Source organism: Amycolatopsis bullii (assembly GCF_014654205.1).
In the GTDB taxonomy this organism is placed as follows: Bacteria; Actinomycetota; Actinomycetes; order Mycobacteriales; family Pseudonocardiaceae; genus Amycolatopsis; species Amycolatopsis plumensis.
In genome coordinates this window covers 77,540-96,050 of sequence record NZ_BNAW01000028.1, presented here as the reverse complement: position 1 = coordinate 96,050, position 18,511 = coordinate 77,540, and the positions used below count along the sequence as shown (strand labels likewise).

Annotated in this window: 16 protein-coding genes; 12 read left to right on the top strand and 4 right to left on the bottom strand. The window is 72.0% G+C overall.

All coding sequences use genetic code 11. The features are described 5' to 3' along the window. The first annotated feature begins 61 nt into the window (after positions 1–61). The 4 genes from IE317_RS27505 to IE317_RS27490 are packed head-to-tail and all read left to right on the top strand — an operon-like array spanning position 62 to position 7,635. Positions 62–1,543, top strand: a complete 1,482-nt coding sequence (locus IE317_RS27505; RefSeq protein ID WP_191314242.1) for a hypothetical protein — start codon at positions 62–64, stop codon at positions 1,541–1,543. Continuing rightward, positions 1,543–2,343 (top strand): hypothetical protein, encoded by an 801-nt coding sequence (locus IE317_RS27500; RefSeq protein WP_191314241.1) that lies wholly within the window; start codon positions 1,543–1,545, stop codon positions 2,341–2,343. The genes IE317_RS27505 and IE317_RS27500 overlap by 1 nt, the downstream gene beginning before the upstream one ends. 11 nt (positions 2,344–2,354) lie before the next feature. Then, entirely contained in the window at positions 2,355–6,812 is a 4,458-nt protein-coding gene (locus tag IE317_RS27495; RefSeq protein WP_191314240.1) for a hypothetical protein, read from the top strand. Between the two features lie 37 nt (positions 6,813–6,849). Beyond that, a complete protein-coding gene (locus tag IE317_RS27490) occupies positions 6,850–7,635 on the top strand; it encodes a TIGR03620 family F420-dependent LLM class oxidoreductase (RefSeq protein WP_191314239.1) in 786 nt (261 codons plus the stop codon). Here IE317_RS27490 and IE317_RS27485 read toward each other — a convergent pair. Continuing rightward, entirely contained in the window at positions 7,632–8,114 is a 483-nt protein-coding gene (locus IE317_RS27485) for a YybH family protein (RefSeq protein WP_191314238.1), read from the bottom strand. The genes IE317_RS27490 and IE317_RS27485 overlap by 4 nt on opposite strands. A gap of 35 nt (positions 8,115–8,149) precedes the next feature. On the opposite strand from IE317_RS27485, the gene IE317_RS27480 reads away from it, so the two are divergent. Continuing rightward, complete coding sequence (locus IE317_RS27480) at positions 8,150–8,506, top strand: ArsR/SmtB family transcription factor (RefSeq protein ID WP_191314237.1); 357 nt, start codon at positions 8,150–8,152, stop codon at positions 8,504–8,506. Here IE317_RS27480 and IE317_RS27475 read toward each other — a convergent pair. Further along, complete coding sequence (locus IE317_RS27475) at positions 8,487–9,131, bottom strand: LysE family translocator (protein WP_191314236.1); 645 nt, start codon at positions 9,129–9,131, stop codon at positions 8,487–8,489. The genes IE317_RS27480 and IE317_RS27475 overlap by 20 nt on opposite strands. A gap of 72 nt (positions 9,132–9,203) precedes the next feature. Between IE317_RS27475 and IE317_RS27470 the strand changes: the two genes are divergently transcribed. From IE317_RS27470 to IE317_RS27445, 6 genes are all read left to right on the top strand, one after another. Next, positions 9,204–10,400: a winged helix DNA-binding domain-containing protein gene (locus IE317_RS27470; protein ID WP_229902940.1), complete on the top strand. Its 1,197-nt coding sequence runs from the start codon at positions 9,204–9,206 to the stop codon at positions 10,398–10,400. 395 nt (positions 10,401–10,795) lie between these two features. Next, on the top strand, positions 10,796–11,800 hold the full coding sequence (gene gap, locus IE317_RS27465) for a type I glyceraldehyde-3-phosphate dehydrogenase (RefSeq protein WP_043788284.1): 1,005 nt from the start codon (positions 10,796–10,798) through the stop codon (positions 11,798–11,800). Between the two features lie 5 nt (positions 11,801–11,805). Then, positions 11,806–13,020, top strand: coding sequence for a phosphoglycerate kinase (locus tag IE317_RS27460; RefSeq protein ID WP_191314235.1), 1,215 nt, complete (start codon positions 11,806–11,808; stop codon positions 13,018–13,020). Further along, a complete protein-coding gene (gene tpiA, locus IE317_RS27455) occupies positions 13,020–13,805 on the top strand; it encodes a triose-phosphate isomerase (protein WP_191314234.1) in 786 nt (261 codons plus the stop codon). Before IE317_RS27460 ends, tpiA begins: the two co-directional genes overlap by 1 nt. Before the next feature lie 127 nt (positions 13,806–13,932). Next, positions 13,933–14,163 (top strand): preprotein translocase subunit SecG, encoded by a 231-nt coding sequence (gene secG / locus IE317_RS27450; protein WP_003071471.1) that lies wholly within the window; start codon positions 13,933–13,935, stop codon positions 14,161–14,163. Between the two features lie 107 nt (positions 14,164–14,270). Beyond that, positions 14,271–14,615 (top strand): RNA polymerase-binding protein RbpA, encoded by a 345-nt coding sequence (locus IE317_RS27445; protein WP_043788280.1) that lies wholly within the window; start codon positions 14,271–14,273, stop codon positions 14,613–14,615. Positions 14,616–15,081: 466 nt separating this feature from the next. Here the strand turns inward: IE317_RS27445 and IE317_RS27440 are convergent, their stop codons facing one another. Both IE317_RS27440 and IE317_RS27435 read right to left on the bottom strand, forming a co-directional pair. Continuing rightward, positions 15,082–16,281, bottom strand: a complete 1,200-nt coding sequence (locus IE317_RS27440) for a sensor histidine kinase (RefSeq protein ID WP_191314233.1) — start codon at positions 16,279–16,281, stop codon at positions 15,082–15,084. A gap of 293 nt (positions 16,282–16,574) precedes the next feature. Continuing rightward, positions 16,575–17,666 (bottom strand): FAD-dependent oxidoreductase, encoded by a 1,092-nt coding sequence (locus IE317_RS27435; RefSeq protein WP_191314232.1) that lies wholly within the window; start codon positions 17,664–17,666, stop codon positions 16,575–16,577. A 70-nt stretch (positions 17,667–17,736) separates the two neighbouring features. On the opposite strand from IE317_RS27435, the gene IE317_RS27430 reads away from it, so the two are divergent. Next, a complete protein-coding gene (locus IE317_RS27430) occupies positions 17,737–18,297 on the top strand; it encodes a TetR/AcrR family transcriptional regulator (protein WP_191314231.1) in 561 nt (186 codons plus the stop codon). Positions 18,298–18,511: the final 214 nt, after the last annotated feature.

The following is an 18,511-nucleotide window of genomic DNA, read 5'->3' as shown; positions in this document are numbered from 1 at the left end:
TAGGGGACGTTAGCCCGTCACCCGCGCGTGCGCAGAGGGTGGCCGACTAGCCTGGCCTGCTGTGCGAGACGACGAGACCGGGATCCCGGGCCTGGCCGACGAGGGGCTGACCCGCCGCCTCAAGGCGCTGGCCTGCACCGCGCCGCTGCACGACCTGGACGCGCGGAAGGCGAAGCTCGACTGGGCCGACGCCACGATCTACCAGATGGCCGAGATCGCGCTGCACACGATCGACCAGGTCACCATCGCCATGGACTTCGACACCGGCGCCGGCCACGACGAGGTCATCGACCGGCTGCTGCCGTTCATCGCCCAGCAGGCGCCGTCGCGGATGCCCGAAGAGCACGTCCGGGTGGCCAAGTGGGTCCTGGACAACCTGATCAACGTCGGCACCACCGACCGCGGCTTCCGGCGCGTCTACGGCTCGATCGGGCCCGGCGGCTACCAGCGGCGCCAGTTCGACTTCAAGCTGCTGGTCGAGCTGGCCGCCCGCGACGGCGAGGTCTACCTGCGCGCCACCGACGAGGCCATCAACGTCCTGGTCGGCGCCCTCGACACCGACGTCGAATCCGCGCAGATCGCGGCCGAGGTCAAGCTCGAGAACCTGATCAACCGCGGCCGCCTCGCCGACGCCAAGCTCGCCGCCGAGCAGGCCCGCTACCGGACCGTCCAGTACGGCGAGACCCTGCGCGCGAAGCTCGACGCGACCCGCCGCGACGTCCGCTCGGTCGACTGGGAGCGCGAGGTCCCGGAACTCCTGGACAGCGCCCTCAGCCACATCGAGGCCCGCTTCCGCGCCGAGAACGCCATCCTCAAGAACATCACCACCGCCCGCGACGAGACCGAGGACCTCGACAAGAAGCGCCGCGCCGCCGAGCTCGTCGACATCGTCGGCGACTGCATCCGCCGCCACACGCGCCTGCAGTCCCGGCTGGCCGACGCGGGCGCGGTGTTCCGCGCCGAGCAGGACCGCCAGCAGTTCTCCGGCCCGCCCCAGCGCGCGACCCTGGACCTGTTCGGCCAGCTCCTCGTGCCGACGCTGGGCCTGCCGCTGGCCGACGCCGTCGCCCCCGCCGAACACTTCTTCCACGCCGCCGCCGGCATCACCGCGCCGGTCGTGCCGTCGCTGTCCTCCCTCGTCTCGCTGCTGCTGCGCCCGGCCCCCGAACGCGACCAGCTGGTCGGCGAGATCCCGGAACCCGAGCTGATGCCCGCCGAGGTCACCGACAAGTTCGGCGACGACGTCTGGCGCGCGGCCGACGAACTCCTCGACCTGCCCGACGTGCCGCGGAGGCTGTCGGGACTGCTCGAAGAAGCCCGCGGCAGCCGCCAGCCCGGGCTCGCCACCCTGGTCGCGCTGCGCGCGGTGCACGCCTACAGTCCCGGGGTCGGCGCGGCCCGCCGCCAGGGCGACCGGCAGGTCCTGCTGGCCGTCGACGACGGCACGCTCCTGGACGACCCGGAGTTCGGCGGCGCCGACCTGCTGCTGTCCACGGCCGCCGTCGAACGCGCCGACGAAGAAGAAAACGAGGAGGTCGCCTGATGGCGCTGTCCCACAGCAGCGTGGACGCCGAGGCCGCGGCCCGGCTGGTCGCCTTCGGCATGCGGCCGAAGCAGCTGCCGGCGCGGGACGTCGTGTACGGCGACCTCGTGCGCCGCTACGGCGAGGACAACGCGTTCAAGGCCCTCACGCACGCCGTCGCCGCCGGCCTCGGCCTGATGGTCCTCGAGGTCAACCAGCAGGCCGGCGCGGTGCTGGCGGCCACCGACGAGTCCGTGTTCGAGATCAAGATGGACTCCTACGCCCGCCAGGCCAAGATCCGCGAACGCCGCGAGACCGAGAAGGTCCTGCACGGCCTGATCCACCTCGCCACCGCCGCGCTCGGCTATCCGCGTCCCGACGACCTGGCCAACGACACCTACATCGGCCGCGTCAGCGTCGAGCAGGTCGACGCGATGGTCCGCGAAGCCGCGCGCATGCTGGACGAACGCGCCGCGCAGGCCGAAGCCAACAACGACCCCCTGGCCGACGCGCCCGAGCTCGAACAGGCCTGGCGCGCCTACACCCGCCGTCCCGCGGCGGCCGCCACCAAGGACGGGCGGCTGGCCGCCGACACGACCCGCGGCATGGTCAGCCGCGCCCTGCGGTTCCTCGCCGACCAGGGCTTCCTGGTCCCGGTGAGCGATGAGCAGGGCGGCACCTACCGGACCACGCCGCGCTACCAGATCCAGGTCCGCGAACTCGCCGCCGACGCCGCCTTCGACGACCTGCTCGCGCTCGACGTCGTGGCCGTCGCGGCCGCCGGGGGCACGCTGCGCGCGGCCGCCTCGGACACGCTCTAAGAGGGGAACCGATGTACGAGCTTTCGCGGGTCCGCCTGCATTCGGTGGGCCCGGCGGGTGCCCGCTACCAGGACGTCGTGCTCGACTTCAGCGGCGTCGGCGCCAAGATCACCGCGCCCCAGCAGGACGCCCTGTTCAGCGCGGGCATCCACGCGACCGGTCCGGCCGAGCTGCGCCGCCCGTCGCCGGCGAGCGTGCTGTTCCTGGAGAACGGCGGCGGCAAGTCCGTGCTCATCAAGCTGATCTTCTCGGTGATGCTGCCCGGCCGCCGCCAGGTGGTGGGCACGACGAGCACGAAGGTCCTCGAGAAGTTCGTCGCCGCCAAGGACGTTTCGCACGTCGTGCTGGAGTGGCTGCACGTCGAAAGCGGCCACCGGATCATCACCGGCAAGGTGTCGGAGTGGCGGGGGCACGTCGTGTCCGCCGACTCCGAGAACCTGGTCGACTCCTGGTACTGCTTCCGGCCGACCGCCGCGCTGGGGCTCGATTCCCTGCCGATGACCCAGGACGGCCGGCTGCTCACCATGTCCGGCTTCCACGACAAGCTCACCGCGGCCCAGCTCGCCGAACCCGAGCTGGAGCTGTCCTGGACCCGCCGTCACCACGAGTGGACCGGCCGCCTCGACGGCCTCGGCCTCGACACCGAGCTGTTCCGCTACCAGCGCGCGATGAACGCCGGCGAAGGCGAGGCGGCGGACGCGTTCGCCTTCGGCACCGACGATGCGTTCGTCGAGTTCCTGCTGCGCGCGGTCATTTCGGAAGAGGAGCCGAAGGACCTCGCCGAGGTCGTCGCGACCTACGCCCACAACCTGGCCCAGCGCGGGGATCTGCTGTCCGAGCGCGACTTCGTGGCGGGTGCGCTCGATCTGCTGGGCCCGCTGGCCGCCGAAGAAGGTGTCGCCGCGGAGTCGCGGAAGATCGCCGAGTCCGCGAAGGCAGACATGGCTTCGCTGGCCGCCCGGGTCGTCGCGCGCAACGAACTCGAGAACGCGCGGCTGTCCGGGCTCGAGGACCACGTCACCGAGGTCAAGTCCGCGGAGAAGCTCGCCGAGGGCGATCACCGGCGGCTCGCCGCGGCCGTCACGGAGCTGCGCCGCCTGGTCGCGGTGCTGCGGCTGGACGAGGCCCAGGAGGCCCGCAAGCGCGTCGACGCCGAGCTCGCTCAGGCGAAGACCGAAGCGGAGGCCTGGCGGGAGACGGCGACCGTCCTCAACTCGTTGAACGCGGCGCGCAAGGCGAAGGACCTGCGCGAGCTCGTCGGCAGCCGCGAGGAGAAGGCCCGTCCCGCCCTGAAGGCGCGCAACGACGCTGCTTCGGCGCTCGCACGCGGGTTGCACGCGTTGGCGCAGGACGCCCAGCGGCAGGCCGACAAGGCCGAGGCGCACGCGGGTGCGTTGCGTGCCGAAGCCGAGAAGGCGCAGACCGAGCGCGACGAAGCCGCGAACCTCGCGGCCGCGCGCCGGGCCGAAGCCCGCGGGCTGACCACGCGGATCACCGAACTGCGCGAAGAGGTCCAGGCCGCCGTCCGCGCCGGGTTGCTGCCCTCGGGCGCCGACGTCGCCGAAGCGTCGCGGGCCGCGCGCGCCGCGGCCGAGCAGGCCGCTGCGGAACTGACCCGCCGCGAACAGGAACTCGACCGCGTCGGCGCGGATCTGCAGGCGGCGCAGCGGGCCGTGAACGAGGCGCACCAGCTCGCGGGCACCACCCAGGACCGCCTGGAACGCGCCACCGAGGACCTCGACCGCGCCCACCGCCGGACCGACGCGCTCGCCGCCGAAAGCCGCCTGGTCGAGCTGCTCGGCGCGGACGACGTCAACCTGGAGAGCGACCTTCCGGTGCTGCTGGAACGACTGCGCGAGGCGAGCGCGGCCGTCGAAAAGGAGCAGACCACGCTGCGGATGGAGGAGTCCGCCGACGAGCGGGCCCTGGCCGCGCTCGGCTCCGGCGGGCTGCTGCCGCCGCCCGAAGACGTCCAGGCCGCCCTGGACGCCCTGGAGGAGGCCGGGATCACCGCGTGGTCCGGCTGGCGCTACCTGTCCAAACTGGACGCTTCGCGGCGCGCCGAGGTGCTGGAAACCCTGCCGCAGCTGGTGTCCGGTGTGCTGTTGAACGACGCCGCGCACGCCGACCGCGCCCGCGAAGTGCTGACGAAGCGGCGGCTGCTGCCGAGCGCGATCATCGCCGTCGGCACGACCGAGGCGCTGCAGGCCGAAGTGCCGTCCGCGCCCGGCGTCGAGTTCCTCGTGCCGCCGAACCCCGCGATGTACGACGAAGAAGCCGCCGACGCCGAACGGGAAGCCGTCGCCCGGCGGCACACCGAGCGGCAGCGGCGGCTCGAAGCGTTGTCCGCCAAGCTGTCCGCGGACGGCGCCTTGATGTGGAAGCTGACGACCTGGCGCGAGGACTACCCGGCCGGTGCCGTCGCCACCCTGGCCGAGCAGGCTCAGGCCGCCCGGACCGCGCGGGAGACCGCCCGGACCGCGCTGGCGCAGGCCGAGGCGGAATTCGCGCGGCTGAGCGAAAAAGCCGCGTCGCTGCGCGAGCGCGTCCCCGAGCTGCGGGCGGCCGCCGCCGAGGCCGAGGAGAAGGCCCGGCGGCTCGGCGAGCTGGGTGTGCGCAGCGCGCGGATCGCCGAGTGGACCGAAGAAGCCGAGCGCGCGACCGAGATCGCCGAGCGCGCCGACCTCCAGGCGTCCGACGCGGCGGGCAAGGCCGCCCGGCTGCGCGAGCAGGCGGGGGAGGAGCAGCGCACCGCCGACGGCCACCGCCGGACCGCGACCACCGCGCGCGCCGAGCTGGCCGAGGTGCCGGGTGCGGCCGACGCCGCCGAAGGCCCGGCGCCCAGCGAACCGGTCGACGCCCTGCGCCGGACCTACCTGTCGGCGTCCGAGTCGTACGCGAAGGTCGAGGTCGGCAGCGACCTGCGGAGCGAGCTGGAGCAGGCCGAATCCGCCGAAGCGGCGGCCGGCTCGGCCGTCGAGTCCCTCGACGAAGCCGTCCGGGCCCGCGCGGCCGAGCTGCTGGAGACGCCCGACGGCTCCGACGCGTCGGCGCGGGCGGCCGCGCTGGCCCGCGCCCGCCGGGTCGTCGACGGCCTGGAGGAGGAGCGCACCGAAGCGATCGGGCTCGTCTCGACGCGGCGCGCCGAGCTGGACGCCTTGCCGCTGCAGAACGGCGTCAACGGCGAGAAGCCGCGGGACATCGAGCACGGCCTGGAGCTGATCGACGCGGCCGGGCTGGAGGCGTCGGCGGCGGCGCGGAAGTGGGAGGAGCTGCAGGAACGCCGGGCGGCGGCGGAGGCCACGCTCGAGTCCGCTCGCAGTTCCGCCTCGGGCTTCTCCCTGCTCGCCGAGTCGATGGCGCACCTGGTCACCGACCCGGACGCGGCGGCCTACGACGGCGACGTCGACACCGCACGCGCCCAGCACGCGCGGCTGAACGCCACTCTGGGGCAAGCGCAGGAAGCGGCGGACGCCGGCGACCGGCGGGTGCGCGCGGCCGCGGACCAGCTGGCGCAGTACGCGACGGAGAAGCGGTTCGAGAAGCTGAGCACGCCGGTGCGGCAGCAGGTCATCTCGGTCAAGCGCGACCAGCTCCCGGCGCACGCCGCCGAGTGGGCCGAAGCGCTGCGGCCGCGGCTGCGGTCCCTGACCGACGACCTCGCGCAGATCGACCGGCACCGCGGCGGCATCATCACCCGCCTGCAGGGCATGGTCGACGGCGCACTCCGGACGTTGCGTTCGGCCCAGCGCGTCTCGCGGCTGCCGGATGGGCTCGGCGACTGGTCCGGGCAGGAGTTCCTCCGCATCCGCTTCACCGAGCTGGAGGACAACGCGCTCACCGAGAAGCTCGGCGAAGTCGTCGACGAGGCCGCCGTGGGCAAGACGGCGGACGGCCGGGACGTCAAGCGCGACGGGCTTTCCCTCGTGCTGCGCGGAGTTCGTGCCGCGGCGCCCAAGGGGTTCCGCGTCGACATGCTCAAGCCGGACTCGGTGCTGCGCACCGAACGCCAGCGCGTCTCGGAGATCCGCGACGTGTTCTCCGGCGGCCAGCAGCTGACCGCGGCGATCATCCTGTACTGCACCCTCGCCGCGCTGCGGGCCAACAACCGCGGCAAGGCCCGCAACCGGCACTCGGGCGTGCTGTTCCTGGACAACCCGATCGGCCGCGCGTCGGCGGGGTACCTTCTGGAGCTGCAGCGGGCCGTGGCCGAGGCGCTGGGCGTGCAGCTGATCTACACGACGGGCCTGTTCGACGCGGGCGCGCTGTCGGAGTTCCCGCTCATCGTGCGGCTGCGCAACGACGCCGACCTGCGGGCGGGCCGGAAGTACCTGTCGGTGGACTCGACGATCCGCAACTCCCTGGAGGAGCTGGGCGAGCCCGACGGCGTCGCGCGGCTGTCGGCGACCCGGATGTTCACCCGGGCCGCCGAAGACGCCGATTCCGCCGAGGACGAACAACCGGCGTGACGGGAACATCTTCCCGGGTTCCGTGGTTGCCGGGCGCATGACGAAACTGGGGCCGCTGGGGGCCACCCACACCGCGCTGGACACCGACACGGCCGTGGCGGTCGAACTCGAAGAGCTGGGCTACGACACGCTGTGGCTGGCCGGCGGGCAGGGCAACAACCTGCCGCGGATCACCGAGGTCGTCCGCGGGACCGCGCGGATCCAGGTGGCGAGCGGGATCCTCTCGGTGGACCGGGTGCCGTCGTCGGCCGTGACCGAGGCGTACGCGGACCTGCCGACCGGCCGGTTCGTGGTCGGCCTGGGCGGGGCGCACGGCCCGCGGCCGCTGGCCACGCTCGGCGACTACCTCGACGAGATCGAGGACGTCGTCCCGCGGTCCGCGCGGATCCTGTCGGCGCTCGGCCCGCGGATGCTCGAGCTGGCGCGCGATCGCGCGTCGGGCGCGTACCCGTACCTGGTGACGACGGACTACGTCGCCTCGGCGCGCGAGATCCTCGGCCCGGACCGGCAGCTGGCGGTGCTGCTCAACGTGGTCGCGGAGACCGACGTGGCTCGCGTGCGCGAGGCAGTGCGCGGCGGGTCGCTGGGCTTCCTGGCCGGAATGCCCGGCTACGCGGCCAACTTCCGGCGGATGGGCTTCACCGACGCGGACATCGCGGACCTGTCGGACCGGCTCGTCGACGGCCTCACCGTGTGGGGCGGCTTCGACGCGGTCGTTGCGCGGCTGCGGGAGTACCGGGCCGCGGGCGCCGACCAGGTCGTCGTCCCGCTCGACGGCCTGCCGCGCGAGTGGTGGCCGGACCTGGTGAAGGCGCTGGCCTAACCGCGGATCGCCTGCTGGTAGGCGGCGAGCGCGCCGGCGTCGTCGATGCTGCCGTGGTGGTGGACCTGCACCCAGCGGCCGTTCTCGTAGGCGAAGAAGCGCGTCGTGCGGATGCTCAGCGGCACGGTTTCGGTCACACGGTATTCGCCGGTCTCGCGGCCGGCGAACACCGCGTGGCCCTCGCCGGAGTACTCGACGATGTCGCCGAAGGTGACCGTGACGCGGGCCGGGCCGTGGAAGACGCGGTCGTACAGCTCGGTGATCGCTTCGCCGCCGCGGAGGATGCCGCCGAGCGGGTTGTTCAGCTGGGCCAGCGGATCGGCCGTCCAGACCCGGCGGAACGCGTCGAGATCGCGCTGGTTGAAGGCGTAGTAGAACGATTCGAGGGCGGCCAGCGCCCCCTCGCGGCCGGGCTCGGCGGCTTCGTCGAGCCGGTTGCGTGCGTCCAGTCCGAACGTCGTGTCGAGGTGTCGCGGCACGGTTGCTCCTAGAGTGTTCGACGGAGGTCGACCAGATGAGTGTACGACAATCATCGAACACTGGGCCGAACAGCGCGCGGGCACGCGGGCTCTCGCACGCGTCTCCGGCACAGGTTTCGCTGCAGGACGCCCTGGCCGCGGTCGCCGATCCGGTGCGCCGCAGCATCCTGCGCGAACTGGCGGCCGTGCCGGAGTGGACGAAGGCGTGCGGCACGTTCGACCTGCCGGTGGCCAAGGCGACCCGCAGCCACCACTTCGCCGTGCTGCGCGCGGCGGGCCTGATCGAACAGCGCGACGAAGGCCCGCGGCGGCTCAACCGGCTGCGGCGTCCCGAATTCGACGCCGCCTTCCCGGGACTGCTCGACCTGGTGCTCAGTCACCCCGGCCCGTGAACGCGAGGCCGGTGCCCAGGCCGATCATCACGAGACCGCCGGTGCCGCCGACGAGTTCCAGGCGCTTCGGCGAGCGGGCGAACCACGCGCGGGCCGTGCCGGCGACCAGCGCCCACGCGCTGTCGGTGGCCAGCGCGATCGCGGGCAGGCACAGCCCGAGGACGAGCATCTGGGCGGGCACCGAGCCGGCGGCGGGGTCGACGAACTGCGGCAGCAGCGCGGCCAGGAACACGATCGACTTCGGGTTCGCGAAGCCGACGACGAAGCCGTCGCGCAGCACGGTCAGCACGCGCCCGGGCGTGGCGCGCACCTTCGCGGCCATCGCGTCGGTCAGCTTCCGGCGGTGGCGCACGGCCTGGATCCCCAGGTACACCAGGTAGAGCGCGCCGGCGACCTTGATCGCGGTGAACACCGCCGCGGACGTCGTCACCAGGGCGCCGAGGCCGAAGGCGACCGCGACGACCTGCGTGTACACGCCCGCGGAGTTGCCCACGACGGTGAGCAGCGCGTCGCGCCGCCCCACGGTGAGCGCGCGGCTGATCGTGAACAGGACGCTCGGCCCGGGGACCACGACCATGAGGAACGTCAGCGCGGCGAAGGCCGCCAAGTGCGTGCCGGAGACCATTTTCCGAGGCTATCGCCTGGTCGCGCCGGATGACCAGGCGTTTTTGTCGGTGCCGGGTGGTAGGAAAAACGGGTGTCTTCGAAGATCAGCCGTCTCGAGATCAGCACCGACCAGCGCCGGGCGCGCCTCGCCGTCCGCCACCACCTGGCTGCGCCCGCGGCGACGGTGGCCGAAGCCGTCGCCGGGGTCGTGGCGCTGCACGCCACCGACCCGGCGACCGTCCACCTGTCCGCGTCCGCCCGGCTCGCCGCCCCGGCGGTTTCCTCGGTGGAGCAAGCGCTCTACGAAGACCGGACCTTGCTGCGGCTGCTGGGCATGCGCCGCACGGTGTTCGTCACGGACCTGGACACGGCGGCGCTGGTGCAGGCGGGCTGCTCGGCGGACATCCTCGTGAAGCAGCGGAAACTGCTCGAACAGCACCTCGGGCAGCAGGGTCACCCGGAGAACGTGCCCGAGCCGGCCGCGTGGCTGAAGGACGTCGAGGCGTCGGTCGAGGCGGCCCTGCGCGCCCGCGGTTCGGCGACGGCCCAGCAGCTGAGCGAGGACGAGCCCCGCCTGCGCCAGCAACTGCTGATGGCGGCGGGCAAGCCGTACGAGGCGATCGGCAACGTGACCAGCCGGGTGCTGTTCCTGCTGGCGGCGGGCGGCCGGATCGCGCGTGGCCGTCCCCGCGGCAGCTGGCTGTCGAGCCAGTACGTGTGGCACCCCCTCGACGAGTGGGTTCCCGGCGGGCTGCGGGAGTGGAGCCCCGAGGAGGCCCGCGTGGAGCTGGCCCGCCGGTGGCTGCGCGCGTACGGCCCGGCGCCGGTGGCGGACCTGCGGTGGTGGACGGGCTGGACGGCGGGCCAGGCGAAGAAGGCCCTCGCCGCCCTGGAGCCGGTGGAGGTCGACCTCGATGGCGTGCCGGGGGTGGTGCTGCCGGACGACCTCGATCCGGTGCCGTCGCCGCCGCCGTGGGTGGCGTTCCTGCCCGCGCTGGACCCGACCCCGATGGGCTGGCAGGACCGGGACTGGTTCCTCGGCCCCCACCGGGCGGCGTTGTTCGACCGCAGCGGCAACATCGGCCCGACGGTCTGGGCCTCCGGAAGGGTGGTCGGCGGCTGGGCCCAGCGCGCCTCGGGGGAGGTGGTGTTCCGGCTGCTGGAGGACGTGGGCTCGGAGGTACAGGCGGCGGTGTCGGCAGAGGCGGAGAAGTGCGCGAAGTGGTTCGGCGAGGTCCGGGTGATCCCGCGGTTCCGGACGCCGCTGGAGCGGGAGCTGGCCGGATGAAGCGGGCGGAGGTGTCGCTGGATCGGTCGAGTCATCGACTTCACTCGCGGTCCCGTGCACCACTCCGGCACCCGCCGGGGCGATGCGGAGGGCTGAATCGTTCAAGGGTCGATCCGCCGCTCTCGGCGGGTCGGCCCGGTGAGAGCGGCTCACCCGGGTTGATCAGCCGGAACCGGTCCCGCCGCCCGCGCCTGCGACCCCGCCCGGTCCGCCGTGGTCCACCCGCTGGAAACGCTCCGGAGCGGCTTCGCTTCTTAATCGATTCTTGACCCGTTCGCCAAGTGGTGGAAGTCTCGTCAGGGCAGTCAGGGACGCGCATGCCCGCACGCTAGGGTGGCCGCGAGCCCGCAAGTCACGGCCGGGGGTCCCGGCCGATCCTCAGAGGAGTGGCAGCAGTGACCGTTCGCGTAGGTGTCAACGGCTTCGGCCGCATCGGCCGCAACTTCTTCCGCGCCGTGCAGGCCAGCGGCCAGGACATCGAGGTCGTCGCGTTCAACGACCTCGGCGACGTCGCCACGATGGCCCACCTGCTGAAGTACGACTCCATCCTGGGCCGGTTCCCGGGTGAGGTCAGCGTCAGCGACGAGGGCATCGTCGTCGACGGCAAGACCATCAAGGCCCTCGCCGAGCGCGACCCGGCCAACCTGCCGTGGGGCGAGCTGAACGTCGACGTCGTCCTCGAGTCGACCGGCTTCTTCACCAACGCCGACGCCGCCAAGGCGCACATCGCCGGCGGGGCCAAGAAGGTCATCATCTCCGCGCCGGCCAAGGGCGAAGACCTGACCATCGTGCTCGGCGTCAACGACGACAAGTACGACGGCTCGCAGGTCATCATCTCGAACGCGTCCTGCACCACCAACTGCCTCGGCCCGCTGGCCAAGGTCCTCAACGACGCCTTCGGCATCGAGCAGGGCCTGATGACCACGGTCCACGCGTACACCCAGGACCAGAACCTGCAGGACGCCCCGCACAAGGACCTGCGCCGCGCTCGCGCCGCCGCCCTGAGCGTCGTCCCGACCTCCACCGGTGCCGCCAAGGCCATCGGCCTGGTCCTGCCGGAGCTGCAGGGCAAGCTGGACGGCTACGCGCTGCGCGTCCCGGTCCCGACCGGCTCGGCCACCGACCTCACCGTCACGCTGTCCAAGGCCGCCACGGTCGAGGAGATCAACGCCGCCTACAAGGCCGCCGCCGAGGGCCCGCTCGCGGGCATCCTGCGCTACTCGGAGGACCCGATCGTCTCGGCGGACATCGTCACCGACCCGGCGTCCTGCATCTACGACGCGCCGCTGACCAAGGTCATCGGCAACCAGGTCAAGGTCGTCGGCTGGTACGACAACGAGTGGGGCTACTCCAACCGCCTCGCCGACCTGGTCAAGCTCGTCGGTTCGAAGCTGTCCTGAACCCGATGAGCGTCAAGAACCTCGACGACCTGCTGGGCGAGGGCGTTCAGGGCCGGTACGTGCTCGTGCGGTCCGACCTGAACGTCCCGCTCGACGGGGAGCGCATCACCGACGACGGCCGGGTTCGCGCCGCGCTGCCGACGATCAAGAAGCTCGCTGACGCGGGCGCGAAGGTCGTCGTCACCGCGCACCTCGGCCGTCCGAAGGGCACGCCGGACCCGAAGTTCACGCTCGCGCCGGTCGCCAAGCGGCTGTCCGAGCTGCTCGGCGCCGAGGTCGCGCTGGCCGGTGACCTGGTCGGCGAGTCCGCGAAGGCGCTGACCGGCGGCCTGGCCGACGGCAGCGTCGTGCTGCTGGAGAACGTGCGCTTCGACGCGCGCGAGACCAGCAAGGACGCCGTGGACCGCTCCGAGCTGGCCGCCGAGCTGGGCGCGCTCGTCCCGGGCGGCGCGTTCGTCTCCGACGGCTTCGGCGTCGTCCACCGCAAGCAGGCTTCGGTCTACGAGGTCGCGTCGGTGCTGCCGGCGTACGCGGGCGGCCTGGTGCTGGCCGAGCTGGACGTGCTGAAGAAGCTGACCGACGACGTCCGGCGGCCGTACGTGGTCGTGCTCGGCGGCGCGAAGGTGTCCGACAAGCTCGGCGTCATCGCGAACCTGCTGACGAAGGTCGACCGGCTGCTCATCGGCGGCGGCATGGCGTACACCTTCCTCAAGGCCCAGGGCCACGAGGTCGGCCAGTCGCTGCTGCAGGCCGACCAGCTCGACCAGGTCAAGGGCTTCCTCGCCGAGGCCGAGAAGCGCGGCGTCGAACTGGTGCTGCCGGTCGACGTGCTGGCCGCGACCGAGTTCGCCGCCGACGCGGAGAACGAGGTCGTCGACGCGACCGCGATCCCGGCCGACCGCCAGGGTCTCGACATCGGCCCGCGCAGCCGTGAGCTGTTCGCGAGCAAGCTGGCCGACGCGCAGACGGTCTTCTGGAACGGCCCGATGGGCGTGTTCGAGTTCGAGGCGTTCTCGGGCGGCACGCGTGCCGTGGCCGAGGCGCTCGTGAAGAGCGACGCGTTCACCGTGGTCGGCGGCGGCGACTCGGCGGCCGCGGTGCGGCAGCTGGGCCTGCCCGAAGACGGCTTCTCGCACATCTCCACCGGCGGCGGTGCCTCCCTGGAGTACCTCGAGGGCAAGGAACTGCCGGGCGTGACCGCTTTGGAGGAGAAGAACTAGTGGCACGCAAGCCGTTCATCGCCGGCAACTGGAAGATGAACCAGAACCACCTCGAGGCGATCGCGCTCGTCCAGAAGATCGCGTTCGCGCTGCCGGAGAAGTACTACGCGAAGGTCGACGTGGCGGTGCTGCCGCCGTTCACCGACATCCGCAGCGTGCAGACCCTGGTCGACGGCGACAAGCTGTCGCTCACCTATGGCGCGCAGGACCTCGCGCCGCAGGACTCCGGGGCCTACACCGGCGACATCTCGGGTCCGATGCTGGCCAAGCTGGGCTGCAAGTTCGTCACGGTCGGGCACTCGGAGCGGCGCGAATACCACGCCGAGTCCGACGAACTGGTCAACAAGAAGGTCAAGGCCGCGCTCAAGCACGGCATCACGCCGATCCTCTGCATCGGGGAGAAGCTCGAGGTCCGCGAGGTCGGCGAGCACATCCACCACACCACGACGCAGCTGATCGAGGGCCTGAAGGGCCTCAAGGCCGAGCAGGTCAAGGACGTGGTGATCGCGTACGAGCCGGTCTGGGCGATCGGCACCGGCAAGGTCGCGTCGTCCGCGGACGCCGAAGAGGTCTGCAAGGCCATCCGCGCGACCCTCCAGGAGAAGTACGGCGACGAGGTCGCTTCGTCCGTCCGGGTGCTCTACGGGGGATCGGTCAAATCGGGCAACATCGGCGAGCTGGTGGCCTGCGAGAACATCGACGGTGCCCTGGTCGGCGGAGCGAGCCTCGACGGCGAGGAGTTCACGAAACTCTGCGCACTCGCCGCGGGCGGGCCGCTGCCCTGATCGAGGCCACGACCGGGTAGCCTGTGTATCCGGTCCGTCACACAGCAGTGGACGAGTCCAGGGGTACGGTGGTGGTCGGAAACGACCATGCCGTACCCCTGCATTCTCCTAGAGCCCAGAGGATGACATGAAGCTGTTCCTGCAAATCCTGTTGATCGTCTCCAGCGTCCTGCTGGTGGTCGCCGTGCTGCTGCACCGTGGCCGGGGCGGTGGCCTGTCGTCGCTGTTCGGCGGTGGGATGCAGTCGAGCCTGGCCGGGTCGAGCGTGGCCGAGAAGAACCTCGACCGGATCACCCTGCTGCTGGGCGCGGTCTGGCTGATCAGCATCGTGGGCCTGGGTCTGCTGCTCAAGGTGTGAGGCGTCCGGCGTTCCGTCGTCGGCCGCGACCGGGTCGAGACGGCGGGGCGCAGCGATTCGGCGTGCCTATTGGGGGGCGCGCCGCCGATTCCTAGGTGTGAGGATTCATGGTTGGCGGTAACGCGATTCGGGGCACCCGGGTGGGTGCCGGTCCTACGGGCGAATCGGAACGGGGAGAGTCGGCGCCGCGCCGCCGCATCTCCTACTGGTGTGCCAACGGGCACGAGGCACGGCCGTCGTTCGCGCTCGACGCGGAAATTCCCGACGAGTGGGACTGCCCCCGCTGCGGGCTCCCGGGCGGGCAGGACGAGAAGAACCCCCCGGCCGCGCCGCGGACCGAGCCGTACAAGACTCACCTGGCCTACGTGAAGGAGCGGCGCAGCGACGCCGACGGCGAGGCCATCCTGGCGGAGGCGCTCGACCGCCTGCGCAAGCGCCGGGAAATCCTCTAGCGGTTCCTGCTGGAAGCCACCCCGAGGGATGCGGACCCCCTCGAGGTGGCTTTTCGCGCGCTCAACCAGGCCTGACCCGTGCGCCCCGGGGCATCACGCGTGTCCAGCGGGGCATCACGCGTGCTCAGCGAGGCATCACGCGTGACTGGCCGGGCATCACCGCGATGCCCCTCTGATCACGCGAGATGCCTCTGCAATCACGCGAGATGCCCCGCCAGTCACGCGAAATGCCTAACCAGTCACGTGAGATGCCCCGCCAGTCACGCGAGATGCCTCTGCGGGCACCGCCGTCCGGTGCTGAGCAGCCCCCGATTTCCACGCTATCGGCGCCCACCGACAATTTCCGGTCTGGAGAAGCCGCGAGCGGAAGATTCCGGTCGGTTTCGTCCGAAATCCTCCGCTCGCGGCATCCGGCGATCCGGAAGTGTCGGTGGGCGCCGGTAAGCTGGATACCGGGGGCCGGAGGTCAGCGGTCCAGCGGATACCGCGCCCGCACCCGGAAGCCGCCGTCCTCGGTTCCCGAGGTTTCGAAGCTTCCGCCCAGCAGGCGGGCCCGCTCGGCCAGGCCCGTCAAGCCGTGGCCGCCCGAGGGCAACCTCTCCGCCGGGCGGTTCGCCCGCTCGTTGCGGACCTCGATCTTGAGCGCGCCGTGCTCACCCTGGATGCGGATGGTCGCCGTCGCACCCGGGGCGTGTTTGTGGACGTTGGTCAAGCACTCCTGCACCGTCCGGTACGCCGCCGCCGACACCTGGTTGGGCAGGGCCTCCGGCAGGTGCTCCACCGACAGGTGCACCGGCACCTCCGACGTGCGGATCAGCCGGTCGAGGTCGTTGATGCCCGGGCGCGGGCCGTCGTCGTCCGGGCCCGCGCGCAGCACGCTCAGCAGCGAGCGCAGCTCCTCCAGGGTCCGCTTGGACAGCGTGCGGATGACCTGCGCAGTCTCCTGCGCGCGGTCGTCGGTCGTCTGGGCCTGCAGCGCGCCGGCCTGCATGGCGATCAGCGTGATCTGGTGGGAGACGACGTCGTGCATTTCGCGGGCCAGCCGGGCGCGTTCCTCGGCGCGGACGGCGTCGGCGTGGAAGCGGCGCTCGCGGTCGCGGCTCGTGGCCAGCTCGGCGAGCTTGTTCGAAACCTCGGTCCGCGCGCCGATGAGCAGGCCGATCGCGATCGGCATGCCGGCGACCAGGACGCCGTAGATGCCGTCGAGGATGTGCTCGCGCCAGCTCAGCTCGGCGAAGTCCTCCAGCGGCCACTGCACGAACCGGCACGTCCACACCAGCGCCGCGCCGACCCAGGTCTGCCAGTGCAGCTGACGGCGGGTGGCGAGCATGCCGAGGGTGATCATCGACGCGAGCTGGGCCCAGCCGGCCAGGAAGCCGGGGACCGCGACGAGCACGGCGAGGAACGGGAACTTCCGCCGGAACACGACCGCGAGACAGGCCGCGCCGGAGAGCCAGATGGAGTACGGCTGGGCCTTCTCGGGAATGACCAGCCAGACGTCGAGCACGGCCAGGATGACCGCGGCCGCCTCGATGGCGAACGTGACCACAGCGGGGCGGGGCACCGAGCCGAACAGGCTCACCCCGCGCTTGCGGACCCGCTCGGCGGCCGATGGCCCCGAGCCGGCGATCGAGATGCCTGGAATCGAGAGTCCCTCTGTACTCATCGCTGGCGACCCCATTCGTCTTGTGGACTTGTTGGTGAGAGGCGCTCAGGGCCCGATCGGGACGCGCGGCGGCCGACAAATGTGCGGATGCTAACGAGGTGGCCTACGGAGACGGTTAGTTTCACCCGCAGTCGGTGCTCCGGCGTCCGGATTCCGTAATCGGCTGGGCCGTCCGGGGGATGTTCGACGAAGGGCGCTACCCATTGTGTGAGTGCTGTTTCCCGGCGTGTACCAAGACGACCACATCGTGGGAATCATGTTACCCACGTGTGGTCGCCTTTGGGGCACGGTTCTCAGGCCGCCATGGACCGGAGGTCGTCGCTCAGCAGGTCGTGCAGGCCGGACGCGCAGGCCTTCGCCAGCTCGATCGACCGCGGCAGCATGCCGGCCTCGTACGCCCGGACCGCCTCCTCGACGGTGGGTGCGGCGGCCAGCGCGGTCGCCAGTTCGGTGCCGTCCAGCAGGGCGAGGTTCGCGCCGACGCCGAGCGGCGGCATCAGGTGCCCGGCGTCGCCGAGCAGGGTGAGGCCGGGGGTGGTCGTCCAAGCGTGGGGGACCGGCAGGACGTGCAGTGGCCGGTGCGCGAACCCGCCGTCGTGCTCGCGCAGGTACGCGAGCAGGTCCGGGTGCCAGCCCGCATAGCGCTCGAGCAGGTGTGCCCGGACCGCCGCCGCGTCGGCGAAGTCGAGCTCGGCGGCCCAGTTTTCGGGGGCGTAGAAGGTGGCGTAGCAGCGGATGTGGCCGGTGCTGGTGCGCTGGGCGATGAGGGCCTTGCCGCCGGCCTTCGTCATCAGCGTGCCCTGGCCGGTGCGCGCGGCCAGGTCCGGGTGGCGGCGGTCGGCGTCGTCGAGGCCGAACTCGACGAACGTGACGCCGCTGTACTCGGGCAAGACGCCGGTCAGGGCGCGGCGGACGCGGGACCACGCGCCGTCCGCGCCGACGACCAGGTCGAACTCCGCGCTGCCGCCGTCGGCGAACGTCACCCGGGCGCCGGGGGCGGCTTCCGCGATCGGCTGTCCCCACCGGACGGTGCCGGGGGCGAGGGAGTCGAGGAGGAGGCCGCGGAGCTGGCCGCGGTCGATCTCGGGCCGGGAGTCGCCGTCGGGGGCCTCGTCGAGGACCACCTCGCCGGTGTGCGGGTCGACGCCGCGCATCTGCTGGCCCTCCGGCCGGGCCAAGGTGCGGAAACGGTCGAGAAGGCCGGCCGTGCGAAGGGCGACCTGGCCGGTGTCGGCGTGCATGTCGAGCGTCCCGCCCTGTGGCCGCGCATCGGCCGCGGGTTCCTGCTCGAAGACGGTGACGTCGAGGCCGTGGAGCTGCAGGACGCGGGCGCAGGCGAGCCCGCCGAGGCCGGCGCCGGCGATGGCAATGCGAGAGAAGGTCATGTCACTAAGAAAGCACAACCACTCAAAAAGTGCAACGACTCAACTTTTTGAGTGGGTTAGACTTCGTGACATGACGGAAGTGATCGGACGCCGGGAGCGCAAGAAGGCGCAGACCCGGAAGGCCCTGGCCGACGCCGCGCTGGAACTGTTCCTCGCCCGCGGGTACGACAAGGTCGGGGTGAAGGAGGTCGCGGACGCCGCGGACGTCTCGGTGACGACGCTGTTCAAGTACTTCCCGAGCAAGGAAGCCCTGGTGTTCGACCAGGACGAGGACATCGAGGCGGCGCTGGTCCTCGCGGTGCACGGGCGGCCGCCGGGGCATTCGGTCGTGGACGCGCTGCGCAAGCACATCCTGCGCCTCGCCGAAAGCGCGCCGAGCGGCGAGTTCCTGCGGCTGATCGAGAACGAGCCGGCGCTGCGCGACTACGCCAGGCGGATGTGGATGCGCCACGAGACGGCGCTCGCCCGCGCGATCGCGGAGGAAATGGGCGCCCCGGAGGACGACGTGACGTGCGCGGCCCTCGCGCGGTTCGCGCTGGCGTCCCGCGAGCTGATCCAGGCGCACGAGCATCCCCGCCGGGCGGCGGAGGAGATCTTCGCCTGCCTGCAGCGCGGCTGGCGCACGGAATAAGGGGCGCGCGGCCAGGTCCGCCCGCTTTGCGCCGGGTGGCGGGCGGTGCAAGCACGGCGAGCGGGGATGTTCGCCTCGCGCCGGGGGTGGCTGGCGGGAGCGCGGCGAGTGAGGATGCTCGCGCTTCGGGCCGGGTGGTTGGTGGGAGCGCGGCGGATGGGGGTGCTCGCCTTGCGTCGGGGTGGCGGGCGGTGGGAGCGCGGCGAGTAGGGAT

Bases quoted from the DNA above. Each gene is read 5' to 3' on its own strand.
- IE317_RS27500 (WP_191314241.1), top strand. From the start codon at position 1,543: ATGGCGCTGTCCCACAGCAGCGTGGACGCCGAGGCCGCGGCCCGGCTG.
- IE317_RS27495 (WP_191314240.1), top strand. From the start codon at position 2,355: ATGTACGAGCTTTCGCGGGTCCGCCTGCATTCGGTGGGCCCGGCGGGT.
- IE317_RS27490 (WP_191314239.1), top strand. From the start codon at position 6,850: ATGACGAAACTGGGGCCGCTGGGGGCCACCCACACCGCGCTGGACACC.
- IE317_RS27480 (WP_191314237.1), top strand. From the start codon at position 8,150: ATGAGTGTACGACAATCATCGAACACTGGGCCGAACAGCGCGCGGGCA.
- IE317_RS27475 (WP_191314236.1), bottom strand. From the start codon at position 9,131: ATGGTCTCCGGCACGCACTTGGCGGCCTTCGCCGCGCTGACGTTCCTC.
- IE317_RS27460 (WP_191314235.1), top strand. From the start codon at position 11,806: ATGAGCGTCAAGAACCTCGACGACCTGCTGGGCGAGGGCGTTCAGGGC.
- secG (WP_003071471.1), top strand. From the start codon at position 13,933: ATGAAGCTGTTCCTGCAAATCCTGTTGATCGTCTCCAGCGTCCTGCTG.
- IE317_RS27445 (WP_043788280.1), top strand. From the start codon at position 14,271: ATGGTTGGCGGTAACGCGATTCGGGGCACCCGGGTGGGTGCCGGTCCT.
- IE317_RS27440 (WP_191314233.1), bottom strand. From the start codon at position 16,281: ATGAGTACAGAGGGACTCTCGATTCCAGGCATCTCGATCGCCGGCTCG.
- IE317_RS27435 (WP_191314232.1), bottom strand. From the start codon at position 17,666: ATGACCTTCTCTCGCATTGCCATCGCCGGCGCCGGCCTCGGCGGGCTC.
- IE317_RS27430 (WP_191314231.1), top strand. From the start codon at position 17,737: ATGACGGAAGTGATCGGACGCCGGGAGCGCAAGAAGGCGCAGACCCGG.